Raw genomic sequence first — 17,512 nt, 5'->3', positions numbered from 1 at the left:
CTTTTCCGTCCCGATGCGGCACGCCTTCGGCGAAGCGAGTAGACATGCCGACTTACGAAAAAATGGCAGCCTCCCTAAGATGGCGTCCTGTTTGTCTGAAGAAGGAGATCATTATCGTGCAAAACACGTCCACCTCTGCCTCTGTTCACCGGTCACGCCCGGCCGTCCCCCACCCCTGGCTGGCCATCGCCGCGCTGATGATCGGGGCCTTCGTGGGCATGCTGAGTGAAACCTCGCTCAATATCGCCCTGCCCAACCTGATGGAGAGCTTCCAAATCCCTGCCGCCACCGTCCAGTGGCTGGTCACGGGATACATGCTGGTCATCGGCATCGTCCTGCCCTTTTCCAGTCTGATCTCCAAGTGGTTCACCACCAGGCAGACCGTGATCTTCGGCCTGGTCGCCTTCCTGGCCGGCTCGGTGGTCTCGGCCATGGCCCCCACCTTCCCCGTCCTTCTGACGGGACGGCTGATCCAGGGTATCGGCACCGGCCTGATCCTGCCGCTCATGTTCACCGTGGCCATGCTGATCTTCCCACCTGCCCGTCTGGGCACGGTCATGGGCATGTGCGCCCTGGTCATCATGTTCGCTCCCGCCATCGGCCCGACCCTGACCGGAATCATCCTGGGCAAGCTGACCTGGCACTGGATCTTCTGGTTCTTCACCCCATTCCTGGTTGTGGCCCTTATCTTCGCTGTCTGCTTCCTAAAGAATGTAGGGACCATCACTCACCAGCGACCCGACCTGGCCTCTATTCTGGAGTCAATTGTCGGCTTCGGCGGACTGGTGGGAGGAGTCAGCCTGGCCAGCCGGTACGGATGGCTTTCCCCCGTCACCCTGATCATCCTGGTTGTGGCCCTAGTAGCCCTGGTCCTCTATATTCGTCGCCAGCTGGGCCTGGAACACCCGGTGCTCAACCTGCGCATCTTCTCCATTCCGGCCTTCCGCTACGGTGCCACCCTGGTCATGCTGGACTTCGCAGTCATCCTCTCCTCCATGTATCTGCTGCCCCAGTTCCTGCAGCGGGGGCTGCTCCTGCCCGTGGCCATGACCGGCATCCTCATGCTGCCCGGGGGCGCCATCAACGCCTTGGTCTCAGCCTTCGCCGGCCGGCTCTATGACGGCTTCGGAGCCCGCATGCCCGTCCGTTGCGGATTCCTCATCGCACTGGTAGGGACGATCATCCTCCTGTTCACCAGCCCGCACACCCCTGTGGCCCTGGTGGTAGCAGCCCACATCATTTTGATGATCGGCTGCCCCCTGGCCATGTCACCGGCACAGACCTACGCGCTCAACTCTCTGAACGGCCCACAGTCCGGCGACGGAAGCACCATCATCAACACCATGCAGCAGATTGTGGGAGCCGTGGCCACGGCCATCACCACCTCCCTGCTGGCCATGGGCGAAGGGCAGGCAGCCGGAGCTGATAAAGCCCAGGCCTTCACCAGGGGCACCCACTGCGGATTGATCTTTACCCTGGTGCTGATTCTGGCTGCTCTGGCCGTCTCCCTGAAGGTGCGCAACTTCTCCCATGCCGAGCGACCAGAGGCCTAGCAGGACATTCAGCAAGCTCCAAGTTCGCACCGCTAGCTTGGGAGCGTCCTTGGCTAGACTGGAGGACGGCGACCGGACTTAAGGCCCGCCATTGTGGGCCGCCCGGTCACCCCTGGAACGCTATCAGGAAGGGTGTCATGTTCGTTCTCAAGAACGCCTGGTTCACCATCAGGCGGCATGCGGCGCGGAGCCTGGTCGTGGTTCTGGCCTGCCTGGTCGTGACGGCTCTGGCCACGACGGCGGCCACCGTACTTCAAGCTGACACCAGGGCACGTACTACAGGCTACGAATCCCAACAGGTGGACGCCGTCATCAGCCCGCGCAAGGGAACCAAGGCCTCCCCCCTGGGCTGGAACGAGTATTCCAAGTATGCCCAGCGCCTGCAGATGGATGGCATGCAGTACAAGGCTTACTTCCATGAGACCGCGAATATCAGCCCGGAGGGGCTGCCTCAGTCAGGCGCCTACTCCCTGGTGGGTGTCTCTGACAAGGCAGCCGAGCCCACCCTTCCTCACGGCCCCTTTGTGCTGGACCAGGGCAAGGGGCTGGACTACGCCTCACAGAATGCCTCAGGCACCCAGACTGTGCTGATCTCCAAGCAGATGGCACAGGCCAACAAGCTCAAGATGGGCGACACCCTGACCATCAAGGATCCCGGCCAGCAGGGTCAGCAGGTCAAGCTGACCGTCTCGGGCATCTATCACTACCGCAAAGCCGCCGACCAGGCAGCCAACCGAGCCATCTACACGGCCTATCCCACCTTTGCCATGCTGGGGCTGGATTCGGCCAGCAAGCCCGGTGACCCTGGTCACGAACTGCTCGTTGCCTTCGTTCTGGATTCGCCGAGCACCTACCAGAAGTTTATCAAGGAGCTGCGCAAGGACGGGCTCAAGACCTCGCAGTACGACATCGACTCCCCCAGCCTGAAGGCCTACCAGCGGCGGATGGAGCCGGTCCACCAGGCCGCCGACCAAGCGCGAACCGCCATCATCCTGGCCTGCCTGCTGGGCGGGCTGATTCTGCTGGGCTGCCTAATCCTCATGCTGCGCGGTCGAGTCAACGAAATCGGCATGGCCATCACCATCGGGGTTCACAAGGCCCGGCTGGGCTGGCAGTTCGCCTTGGAGACCCTCTTGCTCACCCTGCCCGGACTGGCCCTGGGCCTGGCTTTGGGCGCCGCAATCAGTCGGCCGCTGGGCCGGTCGCTCTTCCGGCTGGGGAGCCTGGCCAGCATGCCTGATGCTGGTCTGATCTGGAAGCTGATCCTGATTGGCCTGGCCGTCTGCCTGATCCTCGCACTGGCAGCAGCCGCCAGGGTGGCGGCCTTCAGAACCGCCCAGCTATACACCAACGACCTGGAGGACGAGGCATGAGCGAAAAGACATCGGACCAGCGGTCAGACGAAGAGTCCCAGGAAAAGGCTGCGGCCAAGGCCGCCGACCAGGCAGAAACTGATCAGAAACAAGCGGTTCAAGCAACGGCCGACGCTGAGCAAAAAACCGGCGAGAATGCCAGCGCCGAACTCCTGCACGGATCCGGCGAAGAAGCAGCTACTCAGACGAACAAGAAGTCCGAGGAGGATGCTTCCTCTGAAGAGGACGTGTCGATGGCCGCTTTCAAGGTGGTCATCGAGCAGGACAATGCCGAAGATCCCGACGACGGTAAGGAGGAGGGCCCGCTGCTGGAAACCGATGACCAGCGGGTGCTGGTTCCTGGCGGCTATCCGGTGCTCTCCCTGAAGCACGTGGATTACACGCGCAAGGTCCAGGGTCGCCCCGAACAGATCCTGGACGATGTCGATCTGGAATTCCAGCGTCGCCGCATCTACTCGGTGGAGACCACCTCGCCGTCCGGAAGGGCCGCTCTGATGGCCCTGATAACCGGCCTGCGCGCCCCCACCCAGGGCAGTGTGCTCTTCCGGGGCACGGACCTGCGTCAGTTGCTGGCCTCCGACTATCGCGGCCACCAGATTGGAGCCATCTTTGGTACCGATGCCCTGAGACGCGACCTGACCGCTGTGCAGAATCTTGTCTACACCATGGATGCCAGCGGGCGCACCTTCCTGGGTCCCAAGGACAATCTGGCCCGTCATCTGCTGGATGAGGTGGGTTTCCCGGAGCGTCTGCAGGACAGGCTGACCGCTGATCTGGGCCACTTGGACTTCCGTCTGGCATCCGTGGCCCGTGCCCTGTGCTGCGAGTGCGACGTGCTCGTCGCCGACGAACCCACCGAGGGGCTGGAACCGGGCGACTGGGACACCCTGCTGGCCACGCTGAAGCGGGTCTCCCGCCGTCATGACTGCACTGTGATCATCCTGACCTCAGGCGGTTCGGACACCGTAGACGAGGGCACCTACGACGACCGATTCATCGTCGATTGAACTCCAACCTTCCGGGCCGGGGATGGACAGCACTGCACTGGCTTGCTCAGTCATTACCCATGAGGAGTGGATACCCAGGGTCATGGCCGAACAAATCGATTCGTGCAGCAAGGGCCCAAACCCGCAACAGCGGGTCATTCTGCATCATCACCATGGATTCGGACCCGTTCGGGAGGTCGGCGTCAAGGAAGCCGTATGGATCACGCCAGGGCTGCTAATCGCCCAGAACGCCTGGCTGGCATCCCAAGGCCGTCCCTCATGGGTCCTGTCAGCCCCACCGACCATGTGGCTGGATGGGCTGGACCGATCCCTGACCGGACGCAGGATTCTGACTGTGACGGCTGGAATCATCCTGACCTGGCGCCGACTGCCATCGGGCCTGGGGAAGCGCCCCTGGTCGCAGCTGGCCGCCGGCCGGGTATCGGGCCTGCCTGCAGCCCGACGAACCCTTGAAGATCTGCAGAGCGATCTGCGGACGGCCCCTGCACGATCGCTGATTCGCATCCAGGCCCATTTGCCCAGTATCCATGAGGAGTGGCGGGTCATCATCGACAGGGACCGGATTGCAGCCTCCAGCGGTTACTGCCTGCATGAAGGCGAGGACTCCAGAGTCATTACCACGGTCTTTGACGGCGCCGTTTTCGATCCCAAGCATCAAACGATCGCCGAAGGCTGTGCCCTTCAGGCAGCCAAGGGTCGATCTCCTGCTCCGATCAGCGTGGATCTGGCCTTCCTGCGCGGGTCGGATCGGCCTCTCATTTTGGAAGGAAACCCGGTCTGGTGTGCAGCCCCTTACGCTTATGGATCGCAGGGCATGGCCTCTTTCCTGAAAGCCGTCGCAGCCTGCCGGACCGATCCAGTCGACCCCTATCAACCAGACCCGTGGATGCTGCGTGAATTCGGCGGCCGCTTCCGCAGTTCCTGGGGGCCGGTCCGGCCGGATCAGACGATGGTCATGCCATAGTGCTGAGCCAGGGGCTGCAGGTCCGGCACTCCATACCGGGCTACTAGTTGCCTCCAGCGGGCCAGATTGTCGGGACCATACTTGGCCGTGCGCTTGGCGGCAGTGGGCTCGGAGACGAAGATAGGCGGCTGGTGCTTGCTGTGGAACTTGTCCGCATACATGACCACCTCCTGCTCGGGGTTGACCGGCAGATAGTCGTCCGGCGGCAGGTTCAGATGCTCCTCCTCCACCTGGCGGCGGGTCAGCCCCACCCCCGTGTGGTTGCGTGCAAACTGAGCCACCGACTCATCCACCTCAGCGTCCAGCAGCAGGCGGTAGCCCTCCAGCCCGTGTTCTATGTACCGCTGACCCTGGAAGGTCAGAGGCCGACCCTGGGAGCCGTCATCCTTGAGGATCCGGTAGGTGCCGATGTCGTGCAGCAGGGCACCTGTGCGGACCAGGTCACGATCCAGCGGCCGCTCGGGCAAAACCCCGTCAGGGTCATCACCGCGCAGCAGGCGTTCGTTGACCTGGTCGGCCATCCGCACCGCGAGGGCGGCGATGATCTGGCAGTGGGTGTGTATCAGTTCATAGGCGGCTTGTGAGGGCGCATACTGACGGTGCAGGGCTTCGGCCATGGGAACATTGGGAATCATACCGACCATTCTAGGGATCCTTGCCGCAAATGTGACCTTTGCGACGCTTATGCACCTTCAGCGGATAATCAGCCCTGCCTTCTATTGCCGACAGTAGACTGGAAGCCACGGTATTTCACGAGGAGCACTATGGACACTTCACCACTTGCGCGCTCCGCCGACCAGCCCGCTCCCCCCGACGAGGACGGCGGCCGACAGGCGCCCTGGCACAACCCCCTGCTGGACCCCCGCGATCTGCGCATGCCGCGCATCGCGGGCCCCAGCTCCCTGGTCATCTTCGGCGTCACCGGCGATCTGGCCAAGAAAAAGCTTCTGCCGGCCGTCTATGACCTGGCCAACCGGGGACTGCTGCCAGCCAGCTTCGGGTTGATCGGCTTCGGGCGGCGCGACTGGAGCGACCCGCAGTTCGTGGCCTTTGCAGAGGAGAACGTCCGCGCCCACTGCCGCACCCCCTTCAACGAGTCCACCTGGCGACATCTGAGCCAGGGCATGCGCTTCGTCAAGGGCAGCTTCGACGATGCGGAGGCCTTCCGTCGCCTGTCGGCCACCGTCTCGGAGCTGGACCGGGTCCGGGGCACCCGTGGCAACCATGCCTTCTACATGTCGGTGCCGCCTAAGGCCTTTCCCCAAGTGGCCCGCCAGCTGGCCGAATCGGGGCTCTCCCACTCCACCCAGGGGGCCTGGCGACGGGTCATCATCGAGAAGCCCTTCGGCCGCGACCTGGCTTCGGCCAAGGAGCTTGACCGGGTGGTCTCCCAAGTCTTCGAGCCGGATTCGGTCTTCCGCATCGACCACTATCTGGGCAAGGAGACTGTGCAGAACATCCTGGCCCTGCGCTTTGCCAACATGATGTTCGAACCAGTCTGGAACTCCAACTACGTCTCCCACGTGCAAATCACCATGGCCGAAGACATGGGCATCGGCGGCAGGGCCGGCTACTACGACGGAATCGGAGCGGCTCGGGATGTCATCCAGAACCACCTCCTGCAGCTGATGGCCCTGACGGCCATGGAAGAGCCGGTCTCCTTCTCAGCATCAGATCTGACAGCCGAAAAGACCAAGATCCTTTCCGCTGTCCGCCTTCCCAAGGATCTGGCGGCCCACACCGCCCGGGGCCAGTACACGGCAGGCTGGCAGGGTTCCCAGCATGTGGTCGGCTACCTGGATGAGGACGGGATTGATCCCTCCTCTACCACCGAGACCTATGCGGCCATCAGGCTGGACGTGGATACCCGCCGCTGGGCTGGCGTCCCGTTCTACCTGCGCACAGGCAAGCGCCTGGGCAAGCGGGTCAGCGAGATCGCCATCGTCTTCAAGCGTGCACCTCATCTGCCCTTCGAGGCCACAGCCACCCGGGAACTGGGCGCCAACGCCGTAGTCATCCGCGTACAGCCCGATGAGGGCGTGACCTTGCGTTTCGGGGCCAAGACTCCCGGCTCGGCCATGGAGGTGCGTGACGTCAACATGGACTTCTCCTACGGGCGTTCATTCACCGAGGCCTCCCCGGAGGCCTATGAACGGCTGATCCTGGACGTGCTCCTGGGCGACCCTCCCCTCTTCCCCACCACCGAGGAGGTCAATCTCTCCTGGAAGATCCTGGACCCCATCGAGGAGTTCTGGGCCGGACAGGGCCAGCCCCAGCCCTACTGCGCCGGCACCTGGGGTCCGCGGGAGGCTGATCTGATGCTGGCACGCGACGGATACCACTGGAGGATGCCATGATCGTCAGACTGAACAACACCACTACCTCCGCCATCGCCCAGGAGATTGACGAGCTCCACGTTGAACGTGGAGAGGCCGCCCAGGGAAGAGTGCTGACCCTGGTCATCGTCACCGAGCAGGCCCATCTGGAGACGGCCCTGGAGACCGTAAACGCCGCAAGTCGTGAACACCCCTGCCGGGTCATCGCCATAGTGACCAATGCCGAAGACCATCAGGCCGAGCAAGAGGCGGACCAGCGGACCGCTGCGGCACAGTCCTCAGAAGATTGCGTCTCCTACAAGAACACCAACCATGACGGTGACCGCACGCTGGATGCCGAAATCCGTTTCGGATCAGATGCAGGAGCCGGCGAGATAATAGTGCTCAGGCCGGTCCTGGCCCTCCTGAGCCATTCCGATGCCTTGGTCATCCCGCTGTTGGTCCCGGACGCCCCCCTGGTGGTCTGGTGGCCCGCCAATCCACCCCAGGACCCATCCAAGGACCCGATCGGGGCCATGGCCACCAGCCGCATCACCGATGCCATGGAAGCCGACGACCCACAGACCGCCTTCACCTCCCTCCTCAAGCATTCGGGTACTGCTGACGTGGACCTCTCCTGGACAAGAACCACGATCTGGCGAGCCTTGCTCGCTTCCATGATGGATCAACCACCGCATCTGCCCGTAACCTCAGTGCGGGTGACCGGCCAGACGCACTTCCTGCCCTTGGAGCTCCTGGCTTCCTGGCTGGCTCTGAAGCTTGGGGTGCCGGTCACGATTGAGCGTGATCCACAGGCCCAGGCCATCACCGGGGTCTTCTTCAAACGCAGCGACGGAACCATGAGCACGGAACGTCACAAGGCCGACCAGGCCAGAATCAACCAGCCTGGCCAGGCCAGCCAGACCATCTCCATGCCTTTGCGAACCGCCGTTGACTGCATGAGCGAGGAAATGGGACGTCTGGATCCTGATGAGGTCTATCGGGATGTCATCAGCAGGGGCTGGCCCATGGTGCATGAACGGTGACCAGATGACGGCTGGCTCGGCGCCGGGAGCCACTGGAGGCGCAAGCGCGCAAGTATGATAGACATCACAGCCATGAAGGAGACGCCATGACCGAGCGTACAATCATCCGCTATGCCAGCACCAGCCTGCTCAACAAGGCCACAGCCGCGCGAATACTGATCGAATTAGGGGACATCCTGGCACGTCAGGAGCGGGCGGACCTGGCTTTGACCGGTGGAACGGACGCGGCGGAAATCTACGCACTGATGGGGACCAGTGATCTTGCAGCGAGCATCGACTGGAAGCGGGTTCATCTGTGGTGGAGCGACGAGAGATTCGTGAGCCCGGAAGACCCTGAACGCAATGCCAAACAAGCCCGGGATGCCTGGTTCGGCAGGCTCATCGACAAGGGTGATCTACCTGCGGACCATGTTCATGAAATGCCGGCTGATATTCGTACCCCCGACCAGATCGCAAGGGCGAGCGAGGCCGACGACACAGAAGCACTGGCCCAGGCGGCACGGACCTACCAGGATGAAATCATTCGGGGGATCGGCCCCCATGGCCATATGGACCTAGCCGTTTTCGGCGTAGGGCCAGACGGCCACTACGCATCGCTTTTCCCTGACCGCCCCGAGGCGCTGATCAGCGACGAAACCACGCTGGTGGCAGGCGTCAGCCATTCGCCCAAGCTCCCACCGCTGCGAGTGACCATGACCACCCCGTTCATCCGCCGTACCCCCAAAGTCTGGCTCTTCACTTCCACCCAAGAAAAGGCCCAAGCCGTGAAGGAAGCATTGAGGGATGAGGACAACCCCCACGTCCCCTCCTCATTCGCCAGGGGTACCGAACAGACCTTATGGCTGCTTGACGAGGACGCCGCAAGCCAGCTTGGCTAAGATCCCGAACACCAGCCATGATTCGGCCGACCGCACAGCGTCAGCAGCGCTGTGCGAAAGTCGCGCCGCATAGGATAACGTGACTGGCAAGCCCACCCGATCCAGGTTGTGGGACGGCCTCAAAACCGTTCCCCTGATGGCATTTCGTCACACTCGCCTCCCCGCGCTTCAGCTCGGGGGTCTTTTTCAGGCCCACGAAGGCAGGAATCCTCCTTCGCCGAGTATCCCCTCAAGACAGGAACGAGGTGTTATAGTGCTAAGCAGTGTATTGAACTGCCCTCTCCTGGTTATTCATGGGGTTGAAGAAATCAGGTTCTAAGAAATATCGAGGGCAGCATGTTGGGAAGGCATCTTTCATGCGTGTTGCTTCTAGGCGTGTCTCACGCCCTATTATCTGTGTCTTCGCTGTGCTCGCTGCCATGGGCCTGGGGCTCATGGCAGATGCGCATGCTGCCGGTGCTGAGCAATCAGACACCGATGCATTGGCAGAGTCTGAAATCAGGGGGGGGGGGGGTGAGAGAGAAGCCCCGGCCCCAAGGCCGTCAGTCCCCGAACTAGACAGCCATCCTTCACCCTCTTTCATAGCAACACCCTCCGAGCATCCATCCCCACAAACCGCCCAATCAACACCACTGATCCAGCCCACGAACCCTCAGCCGGCATCAGGGAGCCATCCTTCACCCCTGGCGACGCTGAATTCTCTGGCCGCCACACAGCAGTCTCCAGGCCCGTCGCCAAGAAACGACGGAACCCATACGGTGCAGTTCACATCAGATGAGGGCACCACGGGCATGCCCGCCCAACAGATCGTGGCCGACGGCGGAACCGCTTCCTGGCCGCATGACGATCCATCCCGCCCGGGCTGGACATTCGACGGCTGGTTCCAGGGCGATGTCCCCTACGATTTCTCCAGGCCCGTCACTAAGGATACGAATCTCAAGGCCAGATGGGGGCAATGGGCGACCAACCCCACGAGCGGCCCCTGGCAGGGCGGCACAGACGTAACGGTGAATTCGCCAAAGGACCCGGTCCGACTCGCTCAGGTGTCCGCTGCCCAGTACCATTCCCTGGCATTGGGCAGCGACGGGAACGCCTACGCATGGGGTAGAAACGACTGCGGACAACTGGGCGACGGGACGACCACGGCGAGTAGAACGACTCCGGTGCCGGTATCCATGCCCGCGGGCGTCAAATTCACCCAAGTGTCCGCAGGCGGCTGGTATTCCATGGCCCTGGACCGCGACGGCAGGATCTGGACCTGGGGATTCAACGATGGCGGACGACTGGGCCGCGGCTCTGTCAACAGCTCCTACTCCACACCCGGCCTGGCTGACATCCCATCAGGCACAACCTTCAAAGCTATCAGCGCCGGGAACCTGCATTCCTTAGCCCTGGACACCAAAGGCAACATCTGGACCTGGGGCGTCAATTACAACGGCCAGCTCGGCCGTCCTCCATACGGCAGCAAGGCAAGCGACAACACGCCGGCAAAGGTGACCGCGCCGGAGGGAACCCTCTTCACGGCAATCAGCGCAGGCGTTTACCATTCCATGGCCCTGACCGCCGACGGCACCGCCTGGACCTGGGGGGACAACGGCGGCACAAGAGATGACTTTTATGGCGTACTGGGCCGCACGCCGACCGATGCCGCCCCCGCCAACAGGCCCGGCCAGGTCGATACCGACCGGAAGTTCACCGCAATCAGTGCTGGATACAACCATTCCATGGCTATCGGCGCCGACAACACCGTACTCACCTGGGGAGGCAACAGTTCAAAACAACTGGGACGCTCCGGCGACACGACCCGACCAGGACAGGTTCCCGGCATGACCGGCGCCACAGACATCAACGCCGGCTGGAACTACTCCACCGCCATCACCGACACCGGTGCCTGGGCATGGGGAAGCAACGACTACGGCCAGCTCGGCACCAACACCGACACGACCATCCCCGCCCGCATGACAACCCCCGACGAAACACCCGCCCCCTTCACCTACACCAGCCTCAACACAGGAAACACCAGCCTCCACATGCTTGTCATCGGGTCTGACGGAAACACCTACAGCATGGGCCGCAACGACTACGGCCAACTCGGCACCAACACCACCAACAGCGCAACGAGCGGATCAGCGGCAGCCAATCCGAAGCCAGGCATGGTCTGGCGGTCAACCGACCGGCGGATAGCCTCCGTTCTTTTCGGCGACAGCCACAACGTCGGCGGCGTCACCAAACGCGCCGACGGATGGCACGTTACCTCCCCCCGGCACCATCTGGGCACCGTCACCCTCACCATCCAGTCCGCTGACGCCACAGGTGCAAGCCAACCCGACGACACCAGCCAGAGATTCACCTACACCGGCACTGCGCCGCCGTCACTTTCAAGTCGGAGCACGGCGACCCAATACCCAACCAGCAGGTCGCCGTAGGTGACACCATCCAACGCCCGGACGATCCAAGCGAGGCGGGTTGGACATTTGACGGCTGGTTCCAGGGAAATGTCGCCTACGACTTCAGCAGACCCATCAAGGGGCCCACCACGCTGACCGCCAGGTGGACATTCGGCAATAACCAGTGGTCGATCCACCCCACGTCGGGTCCCCGGATCGGTGGCAACGATGTGCGCATCGACCCTCCGAACCGCATCGCCTTCTCCCAGGTGTCCTCGGGACAGTTTCATTCCCTGGCGTTGGGCAGCGACGGGAACGCCTATGCATGGGGAAGAAACGACTGCGGCCAACTGGGCACCGGCGGAATGGAAGGCGCCTCGGCGCGTCGAACCACCCCGGTGATGGTCAAGGTGCCCGATGGCGTGAAGTTCACCCATGTCTCCAATGGTGGCTGGTATTCCATGGCCCTGGACCGGGACGGCAGAATCTGGACCTGGGGAAACAACGAAGCCGGACGTCTGGGGCGCGGATCCGTGGGAGTGGGTAACTGCTATCCCACGCCGGGTCTTGCCTCCACCCCTCCAAATGTTCAGTTCATCGCCATCAGCGCCGGCAACATCCATTCCATGGCCCTGGACCGGGACGGCAACGTCTGGACCTGGGGGCAAAACAAGGACGGCCAGCTCGGCCGCCCGCCCTACGACGGTTCCATGAACGACATCACCCCTACGAAAGTGGCCATGCCCGAGGGAACCACCTTCACCGCGATCAGCGCCGGCGACCGGGATTCCATGGCCTTGGCCGCCGACGGCACCGCCTGGACCTGGGGCCGCTATGAAAAAACCAACACCCTTAGCGACTACTACGGTATACTGGGGCGCGATTCCAGCGATGCCTACCCCGCCGACAAACCAGGCCCAGTCGCCACAGATCTGAAGTTCACCGCGATCAGCGCCGGTGCATACGTATCCATGGGCATAGCCACCGACGGCAACATCTATACGTGGGGAGGCAATAAGCACAATGAGCTGGGACGCAGCGGAGAACGCACCCGCCCAGGACGGGTACCGGGCCTGACCGGCGCCATAGACATTAATGCAAGTTGGGACTTTTCCACCGCCATCACCGACACGGGCGCCTGGGCATGGGGAAGCAACCAATACGGCCAGCTTGGCACCACCTCCACCAACGGTAGCGACTCAGGCGTAGCCACACCCACGCGCATACCCAAACCGGACGGGGCGACGAGCGGCCTGACCTACTTCAGCCTCACCATCGGCAGCAACCACTGGCACATGCTGATCATCGGGTCGGACGGCAACGTCTACAGTTTCGGCCGCAACGACTGGGGACAGCTCGGCATCAACAGCGTCAACACCAGCAACGGGGCAGCGGCGGCCAATCCGAGACCGGCGAGCGTATGGTTCCCATGGCCCTTGACCGTGTCCTCCGTCACCTTCGACGGAAAGCCATCGATGATCGTGCCGGTCAGGAACCCTGACGGCTCCTGGAAGGTGCGCCCGCCGGCGCACGCTCCGGGCCCGGTGGATGTCAAAGTCTCCTGGTCACGACGGAACCTGGATTCCGGCACGGCTGCCCTGACCTACACGTATCTCACAGTCAGCCACCGGGTCCGATTCGACCCGGCCAACGGCGACCCGGTCACCAGCCATAACGTAGACGACTGGGGACAGGCCGTCCGACCCGCGGCCGACCCGGGCCGCGCAGGATACAGGTTCGACGGCTGGTTCCAGGGCAACGTTGCCTTTGACTTCACCCAGCCCGTCACCAGCGATACAACCATCACTGCCAGATGGAGCCGACCAGGCCCCTGGACCCGCTCTCCTGCCTCAGGTCGCACATCCGGAGGCACCAGTCTGACCCTGACCCCGCCCGACTACGCGACCAACACCCGCCTGGCCGGCATCAGCGCCGACGGCACCCATTCGCTGGCCGTATCCAGCGACGGCCGTCTGTATGCCTGGGGAGACAACGACCACGGCCAACTCGGCAATCCCGACCGGGCCAGACGCTCCGCCCCCACCAGCGTTCCCACCCCCGATGACACCCGATTCACCCAAGCCACCGCAGGCGACAAATACTCCGCGGCACTCGACACCCAGGGACGCATCTGGACCTGGGGCGACAACGACCACGGCCAACTCGGCCATGGCACCACCAGCGGTGACGACCCGACACCACGGCAGGCCGATACCGGGGACACCAGGTTCACCCAGATCAGCGCCGGCGACGGCCATATGACCGCCCTCGACACCCAGGGCAGGGCGTGGACCTGGGGGGACAACACCCAAGGCCAGCTCGGCGACGGAAACACGGGCGGCTCCACCGGTACCCCGACCATGCGGGCCATGCCTCCCGCCACCCCCTCATGGCTGGTCTACACACAGATCCAAGCCGGCGGCCGCCATACCCTCGCCATCGCCAACAACGGCCGCATGTACGCTTGGGGCGACAACAACCACGGCCAGCTCGGCGACGGAAACACGGGCGGCTCCGTCGGTACCCCGACCCAGGTCCAGGCCCCGACCGGCACATCCCCCGCCTTCACATGGCTGCATGTCACCGCCGGCACCGACCACACCTTCGCCATCGGCTCCGACGCCGACACTGGCGACGACATTCCGTACACGTTCGGCTCCGATCAGCAGGGCCAACTCGGCGCAGGCAGCGGCACCGAGACCGGCCGACCCGTCAAACCCGGTCTGCCCGCAACCATCACCGCCATCTCCGCCGGCGGCCATGCATCCTTCGCCATCGACAGCCATGGAACCCTGCACGCATGGGGCGACAACACCCAGGGCCAACTCGGCGACAACACCACCACCAGCAGAGCCAAACCCGTCGCCATCGACGCACCTGCCTCCGACGCCACCTGGGTCCGCACCGCCGGCGGCACCGGACACACTCTCGCCATCGACAGCCATGGAACCCTGCACGCATGGGGCGACAACACCCAGGGCCAACTCGGCGACAACACCACCACCAGCAGAGCCAAACCCGTCGCCATCGACTACCCCGACCTGCAGGTCGCCTCCATCGATTTCGGCGGGATGCCAGGAGCCGATCCCTCCCGACAGCCGGACGGCGCCTGGACCGTCATCGCGCCACCCAGACGGCATCGACCCGGCACGATACCTCTCGTCATCCACTGGAACCAGAACGGTCTTCCCCAACCAGATGCTGTCCTCGACTTCACCTATACCCCTGAGCGCTACACCATCACCTACGACAGCGACGGAGGCTCGCCCACACCACCATCGCAGACCGCAGACGAGGACACCACCGTCACCCGACCTGCCAATCCCGCCAAACCAGGTCAACAATTCGACGGGTGGTTCGACGGGAATGCCGCCTATGACTTCACCCAACCCATTCAGCAAGGCCACAACCTGAAAGCCAGGTGGAGCCCTGCAAACGCCAAGTGGACCCTCACCCCCACGCGCGGCATCGATACCGGCGGCGAGACCGTGACCCTCACCCCACCGCCAGCCGGCAACATGCGCCTGTCACAGGTCAGCGCCGGGTCAGGATACTCACTCGCGATCGGCAGCAACGGGAAAGCCTACAGCTGGGGAGACAATAGCTCCGGCCAACTTGGGGACGGCACGCGGACCAATCGGAACCAACCCATTGCTGTTGCCGCTCCGAAAGGGGCCAGACCCGGGTTCACCTGGCTGCAGGCCGCCGCAGGCACCACGATGAGCATCGGCTTGGGATCCAATGGGATGGCCTACACCTGGGGCACCAACGCCACAGGCCTGGGCGACGGCACCACCAGCACCTCCACGATCCCTGTCAAGGTGGCCCTTCCGGCAGATGCAGCCCCAGGCTTCAGGTTCACTCAGGTGGCCCTAGGCAGAAGGCATATCCTGGCTCTGGGCAGCGACGGGAACATCTATGCCTGGGGATCCATCACAGGCGGGCTAGGTGATGGCAAGACCGGCAGTTCACCGATTCCGATCCGGGTAGCCAAGCCCGGCGAAGCCGCATCCGGCTTCTCCTACATCCAGATCAGTGCAGGAAGCGAGCACAGCCTGGCCATCGGCACCGACCGGAAGGTATACGCCTGGGGGTCCAATGCCAATGGGAGACTCGGCCTTGGCGACGGAAGCAGCGAAAGCAAGGTGCCCAAACCGCTGGCAGTACCATCAGGCATGAGCGAAAGCCCCGTGTACATCCGGATCAGCGCCGGGTCATCCCACTCCGTGGCCCTGGATCAGGATGGGAGGGCCTGGGCCTGGGGGTCGAACAGCAACGGCCAGGTCAGACCCGACGGGGGCGACGAGCCCATACCCGTTCAAGTCGCCCTCCCCCGGGGCGCATCCGACAGCTTCGCCTATCAGCAGGTGGCGGCCGGAGACAACCACAGCCTGGCCATCGGCACCGACCAGGTGGTCTACGGTTGGGGAGACGACACCCACGGCCAACTCGGTGATGGACGCTCCCCCGAGCAGCCTGCCAAGGCCAGGGATCCCAAGGACAAGAGCCAGGGGCTCAAGGCTGGAAGCATCAGCGCCGGCGACAACCACAGCCTGGCCATCGGCACCGACGGAACGGCCTATGGCTTCGGCCGAAACAGCACCGGGCAGAACGGGACCGGCTCCGACAACACCGATCTGGTGCTGGCCACCCGCATTGCCATCCCGCCCATGGGCATTCCCACCCGCCTTTCCTTCGGCGATGCCGACGGAACGATTGTCAGTGGGCAACCGGACGGGACCTGGCAGGCTATCACCCCCAGCCATAGATTCGGCCAGGTTTCCACCACCATCGAATGGACGCTGGCCGGGGAGCCGCAGACCCCGGACACGAGCAATATCTACATCTTCATGCATTCATGGATACTGCCGAATGCCGGCGGAAGGGGGATAATCCTCCTCCTGCTGATCGGGCTTATGGCATTGGCAGCCATCGCCGCCCAACGCAAGCACCGAATGCAGGAAGGCATGAGTTGATCAGGATTTCGCTCGAGTAAGTGGCCATAGCAGGGGAAGCTCCCCAGCTTCCCGGCCGGAAGGCAGCTCCGCCAGTAATATCCCCCTTGGCAGGCTGCCTTCTTTCTTGTTGTTCCCGATCAGAAAAAGGCCTGCCTCTTTGAAAAATATGCAACCAAGCGAATTCCTGGCTTGCTTCGCAGACGTGGAATCAGTCAGCATACGGCGTGCCGAACAGAGGCGGGGATGGCTTGCACACTCTGTCGCGATAGCCACAGCCCGACGACGATGCCAACCTTTTGCCAGTGACGACTTACCCCTGCGAACTCGTCATGGCATGAATGGCCTGGTCGGATTCGTCAACGATGCGCTCCATGGCCCTGCGGGCACCATCGCCGTCACCCTGGCGGATCAGAGCCGCCACGTCGCCATGGAGCCTCAGCGCCTGTTCATTGGCCCGCCGGGGCATGAGTTCATGGCGGGTGCGGCCCGCCAGGACAGCGGCCACCACGTCACCGAGGGCAGCAAACATGGCGTTTCCTGATGATTCCAGGAGTGTCCTATGAAAACATTCGTCAGCCTGGAGGTAGTCGGACTCATTCGCCCGGTTGGCGTGGGCCACCATGTCGATGGCGGCTTGAGTAAGGGCGGCCCATTGTTCCGGCTTGGCCCTGGATGCCGCGAGCCGTGCCGCCGTGGGCTCCACGCTTCCCCGCAGCTCCGAGAGCTCGTGGAGCGTGCTTTCCCGATCCGGTCCGCGCAGTCTCCATTCGATGACCATGGGGTCGTAGATGTTCCAGACCCTGGCGGGGTTGACGGCGGCTCCCACCTTACGTTTTACCGTGACCAGCCCCATGGATTCGAGGACACGGGTCACCTCTCTGGTAACCGTTCGGGAGGGGAGCTCCCGACCTAGGGCCGGGGCGGGCAGACGCTCTCCTTGGGCTATATGGCCAGTGATGATGCCCATGCCCCATTGATCGAGCAGCCTGTCATGCAACGACGGTTCGGTTCCCATGAAATTCACTCTACCA

The 17,512-nt window shown here is 63.3% G+C and carries 11 protein-coding genes and 1 pseudogene; 10 read left to right on the top strand and 2 right to left on the bottom strand.

Annotated elements, in window-relative coordinates; translation table 11 throughout:
* Positions 1–116 precede the first annotated feature (116 nt).
* From GYM67_RS01240 to GYM67_RS01225, 4 genes are all read left to right on the top strand, one after another.
* Positions 117–1,553: a DHA2 family efflux MFS transporter permease subunit gene (locus tag GYM67_RS01240; protein WP_220236764.1), complete on the top strand. Its 1,437-nt coding sequence runs from the start codon at positions 117–119 to the stop codon at positions 1,551–1,553.
* A gap of 137 nt (positions 1,554–1,690) precedes the next feature.
* Positions 1,691–2,926: an FtsX-like permease family protein gene (locus tag GYM67_RS01235; protein WP_220236763.1), complete on the top strand. Its 1,236-nt coding sequence runs from the start codon at positions 1,691–1,693 to the stop codon at positions 2,924–2,926.
* Complete coding sequence (locus GYM67_RS01230) at positions 2,923–3,933, top strand: ATP-binding cassette domain-containing protein (protein WP_220236762.1); 1,011 nt, start codon at positions 2,923–2,925, stop codon at positions 3,931–3,933. Before GYM67_RS01235 ends, GYM67_RS01230 begins: the two co-directional genes overlap by 4 nt.
* An 82-nt stretch (positions 3,934–4,015) precedes the next feature.
* Positions 4,016–4,897, top strand: coding sequence for a hypothetical protein (locus tag GYM67_RS01225; RefSeq protein WP_220236761.1), 882 nt, complete (start codon positions 4,016–4,018; stop codon positions 4,895–4,897).
* Here the strand turns inward: GYM67_RS01225 and GYM67_RS01220 are convergent.
* A complete protein-coding gene (locus GYM67_RS01220; protein WP_220236760.1) occupies positions 4,876–5,541 on the bottom strand; it encodes an HD domain-containing protein in 666 nt (221 codons plus the stop codon). The genes GYM67_RS01225 and GYM67_RS01220 overlap by 22 nt on opposite strands.
* Positions 5,542–5,772: 231 nt before the next feature.
* Here GYM67_RS01220 and zwf point away from each other — a divergent pair, with 231 nt between their 5' ends.
* The 6 genes and pseudogenes from zwf to GYM67_RS01190 all read left to right on the top strand — a co-directional run bounded on the left by zwf (position 5,773) and on the right by GYM67_RS01190 (position 16,499).
* Positions 5,773–7,254 (top strand): glucose-6-phosphate dehydrogenase, encoded by a 1,482-nt coding sequence (gene zwf, locus GYM67_RS01215; RefSeq protein ID WP_258561583.1) that lies wholly within the window; start codon positions 5,773–5,775, stop codon positions 7,252–7,254.
* On the top strand, positions 7,251–8,258 hold the full coding sequence (locus GYM67_RS01210; RefSeq protein WP_220236759.1) for a glucose-6-phosphate dehydrogenase assembly protein OpcA: 1,008 nt from the start codon (positions 7,251–7,253) through the stop codon (positions 8,256–8,258). The genes zwf and GYM67_RS01210 overlap by 4 nt, the downstream gene beginning before the upstream one ends.
* Before the next feature lie 86 nt (positions 8,259–8,344).
* A complete protein-coding gene (pgl, locus tag GYM67_RS01205; RefSeq protein ID WP_220236758.1) occupies positions 8,345–9,136 on the top strand; it encodes a 6-phosphogluconolactonase in 792 nt (263 codons plus the stop codon).
* 758 nt (positions 9,137–9,894) lie between these two features.
* On the top strand, positions 9,895–11,562 hold the full coding sequence (locus GYM67_RS01200) for an RCC1-like domain-containing protein (protein WP_220236757.1): 1,668 nt from the start codon (positions 9,895–9,897) through the stop codon (positions 11,560–11,562).
* Positions 11,538–11,624, top strand: a pseudogene (locus GYM67_RS09355) (hypothetical protein); the annotation flags it as partial. The gene GYM67_RS01200 and the pseudogene GYM67_RS09355, both read left to right, overlap by 25 nt.
* Positions 11,625–11,753: 129 nt before the next feature.
* Positions 11,754–16,499 (top strand): RCC1 domain-containing protein, encoded by a 4,746-nt coding sequence (locus GYM67_RS01190; RefSeq protein ID WP_220236756.1) that lies wholly within the window; start codon positions 11,754–11,756, stop codon positions 16,497–16,499.
* Between the two features lie 292 nt (positions 16,500–16,791).
* Here the strand turns inward: GYM67_RS01190 and GYM67_RS01185 are convergent, their stop codons facing one another.
* Entirely contained in the window at positions 16,792–17,496 is a 705-nt protein-coding gene (locus GYM67_RS01185; protein ID WP_220236755.1) for a FadR/GntR family transcriptional regulator, read from the bottom strand.
* Positions 17,497–17,512: the final 16 nt, after the last annotated feature.

This window comes from Bifidobacterium asteroides (assembly GCF_019469425.1).
GTDB lineage: Bacteria > Actinomycetota > Actinomycetes > Actinomycetales > Bifidobacteriaceae > Bombiscardovia > Bombiscardovia asteroides_I.
The sequence above is the reverse complement of the archived record's forward strand: the minus strand, read 5'-3'. Positions and strand labels throughout refer to the sequence as shown.

Coding starts and splice junctions, on each gene's coding strand:
- GYM67_RS01225 (WP_220236761.1), top strand. CDS start 4,016: ATGGCCGAACAAATCGATTCGTGCAGCAAGGGCCCAAACCCGCAACAG.
- pgl (WP_220236758.1), top strand. CDS start 8,345: ATGACCGAGCGTACAATCATCCGCTATGCCAGCACCAGCCTGCTCAAC.
- GYM67_RS01185 (WP_220236755.1), bottom strand. CDS start 17,496: ATGGGAACCGAACCGTCGTTGCATGACAGGCTGCTCGATCAATGGGGC.
- GYM67_RS01210 (WP_220236759.1), top strand. CDS start 7,251: ATGATCGTCAGACTGAACAACACCACTACCTCCGCCATCGCCCAGGAG.
- GYM67_RS01220 (WP_220236760.1), bottom strand. CDS start 5,541: ATGGTCGGTATGATTCCCAATGTTCCCATGGCCGAAGCCCTGCACCGT.
- GYM67_RS01235 (WP_220236763.1), top strand. CDS start 1,691: ATGTTCGTTCTCAAGAACGCCTGGTTCACCATCAGGCGGCATGCGGCG.
- zwf (WP_258561583.1), top strand. CDS start 5,773: ATGCCGCGCATCGCGGGCCCCAGCTCCCTGGTCATCTTCGGCGTCACC.
- GYM67_RS01230 (WP_220236762.1), top strand. CDS start 2,923: ATGAGCGAAAAGACATCGGACCAGCGGTCAGACGAAGAGTCCCAGGAA.